3 protein-coding genes are annotated in these 2678 nt (G+C 55.0%); all 3 read left to right on the top strand.

Annotated elements, in window-relative coordinates; translation table 11 throughout:
- The first annotated feature begins 189 nt into the window (after positions 1-189).
- Positions 190-1053: a 3,4-dihydroxyphenylacetate 2,3-dioxygenase gene (gene hpaD / locus Q6D67_RS21445; protein ID WP_304707872.1), complete on the top strand. Its 864-nt coding sequence runs from the start codon at positions 190-192 to the stop codon at positions 1051-1053.
- A 207-nt stretch (positions 1054-1260) separates the two neighbouring features.
- Positions 1261-2067, top strand: a complete 807-nt coding sequence (gene hpaI / locus Q6D67_RS21440) for a 4-hydroxy-2-oxoheptanedioate aldolase (protein ID WP_304707870.1) — start codon at positions 1261-1263, stop codon at positions 2065-2067.
- 10 nt (positions 2068-2077) lie between these two features.
- Positions 2078-2678, top strand: a 601-nt coding sequence (locus Q6D67_RS21435) for an aldehyde dehydrogenase family protein (RefSeq protein ID WP_304707868.1), incomplete at its 3' end; no start/stop codon positions are given.

Raw genomic sequence — 2678 nt, 5'->3', positions numbered from 1 at the left:
GCGACATAACCGAACTGGATGCCCACGGCAACCAACTGAATTTATTCAACTTTTAACCGGACACTAGTGACCTGAACTCTCGGATTGTGGCAGTTATTTCGCCGAAGGGAGCCGCGATGCCTAATCTCGATTGCCTTTTCACTTTAGCAACGCTTCGGCAGCACGTTAGTCGAGCAAAGGAGACACACAATGGGTGAAGTTGTACTTGCAGCCAAGATCACGCACGTCCCGTCAATGTACCTGTCAGAATTGCCGGGGGAGCATCACGGTTGTCGTCAGGCGTCTATCGACGGCCACAAAGAAATTGGGCGTCGCGCTCGCGAGTTGGGTGCAGACACGGCCGTCGTTTTTGATGTGCATTGGCTGGTTAACAGCGGATACCATATCAACTGCGGCGAGCGCTTCGAGGGTGTCTATACCAGTGGTGAACTGCCTCATTTTATAAGAGATATGGAGTACCGCTACCAGGGTTCTCCTGAGTTGGGCGAACTGATGGCCAAAGAGGCCAACGATGCCGATGTCCGCACGCTTGCACATAACATCCCGAGCCTGGACCTGGAATATGGCACGCTGGTGCCCATGCGTTACATGCACGTCGGCGTTCCTGAAGACCAGAAATTTAAGGTGGTTTCCGTTGCTGCCTGGAACGCCTGGCACAGGCTGGAGGACAGTTTCATGTTTGGTGCCGCTGTTCGCCGCGCCATCGAAAAGAGTGATCGCAAGGTACTCGTGTTAGCGTCTGGCTCGCTCTCCCATCGCTTTAGCGACGATCGACAGGCAGCCCAAAATCTCCACAACTGGACACGAGAATTTGACCGCCAAGTCGATCAGCGGGTCGTTGAACTCTGGAGAGAGGGTCGCTTCAAGGAGTTTTGCGCCATGCTACCGGACTATGCTCAGCACTGCTACGGGGAAGGTGGCATGCATGATACCGCCATGCTGTTAGGCCTGCTCGGTGGTGAAAACTACAACAAGCCGGTAGAGATCATTACCGAGCCGTTCGGCAGCTCGGGTACCGGCCAGATCAATGCCGTTTTTCCGCTCCCCTGGTAAACGTTTAGCTCCGAACCTATGTCATCGCCGCGACCGCAGTCATTGCGACTGCGTTCGGACAGGTCATATATATGCACTGTCCACGAGTTCTCTTCGTCGTGTCAGCGTTAGTACCACTCACACTTGGCGACGTACCACGACGGTAGCTTTGACACGAATTACGGCGGATCAAATACCCAGCCTGCCGTTACAAACGAGGATTTTGTTATGCAAATGCCCATCAATAATTTCCGTCAAGGGCTCACCAGCAACCGCCAACTCATCGGCTTGTGGCTGGGGCTGGCCAATAGCTACTCGGCTGAACTCGCTGCCAATGCGGGCTTCGACTGGCTGCTGATCGATGGGGAGCATGCCCCGAACGACTTGAACGGCATACTGGCACAGCTCCAGGCCCTGGCACCCTATCCAGTGCAACCCGTGGTGCGTCCTCCAGTCGGGGATACAGCATTGATCAAGCAGTACCTTGACCTAGGCATTCAGACCCTGCTGGTGCCCATGGTCGATAATGCGGAGCAGGCCAGACAACTAGTACGTGCCATGCGCTATCCCCCCTTGGGCATCCGCGGCGTAGGAAGCGCTCTAGCCCGTGCCTCCCGGTGGAATAACATTGCCGACTACCTGGACAAGGCAGATGAGGAAATGTGCCTTCTTGTTCAGATCGAGAGTCAGGAAGGACTCGCCAACATTGAATCCATCGCTGCAGTCGAAGGCGTCGATGGAGTTTTCATCGGCCCTGCAGATCTGAGTGCCTCCCTAGGACATCGCGGGAACCCCGGCCATCACGATGTGCAAGCTGCCATCGAAGACGGAATTGCAAGAATCCAGAAGTCCCGCAAGGCCGTTGGCATCCTGTCTGCTGACGAAAAGTTAGCACGTCGTTATCTTGAACTGGGGTGCAATTTCGTTGCGGTTGGCGTCGATACTAGCCTGTTGATGCGATCCCTCGTACAACTCGCCAGCAAATTCAAAAATTTCCCTGAAGAACCGGCACCTACGTCCGGCAGCGTTTATTGAGAGGCTAACCGTGCAAATCACTGATACCACCCTACTCCGCAAGAAGGCTTACATCGATGGCCAGTGGGTCGATGCTGACGATAAGGCATGCTTTGCCATCACGAACCCGGCTGATAATAGCCAGATTGGGGAAGTAGCCCAGCTCGGCACCACAGAAACACGACGTGCCATCGAAGCAGCCAACTCAGCCTTGGACGGCTGGCGGAGTAAAACCGCCAAGGAGCGAGCCAGCATACTTCGTCGCTGGTTCGATCTAATGATAGAGAACCAGGAAGACCTTGCACGTATTCTCAGTTGGGAGCAGGGCAAGCCTCTGACCGAGAGCCGTGGAGAGATCGCCTATGGCGCAAGCTTTATCGAGTGGTTCGCGGAAGAAGGTAAGCGCATCTACGGCGATGTCATCCCACACGACAAAGCGGGCCGCCGGCTTGTTGTTATAAAACAACCCGTGGGCGTCGTTGCGGCAATCACGCCTTGGAATTTCCCTGTCGCCATGATTACACGCAAGGCGGGACCTGCCTTGGCCGCAGGCTGCACCATGGGGTTCTACCCCACTTCCACGGACACTTCAAAGAAGCCCATAATGGGCAAAAGGAGTGTTTATGTCGAAG

Source organism: Haliea sp. E1-2-M8 (assembly GCF_030649675.1).
In the GTDB taxonomy this organism is placed as follows: domain Bacteria; phylum Pseudomonadota; class Gammaproteobacteria; order Pseudomonadales; family Halieaceae; genus Haliea.
This window is presented reverse-complemented; position numbering and strand designations above follow the sequence as displayed.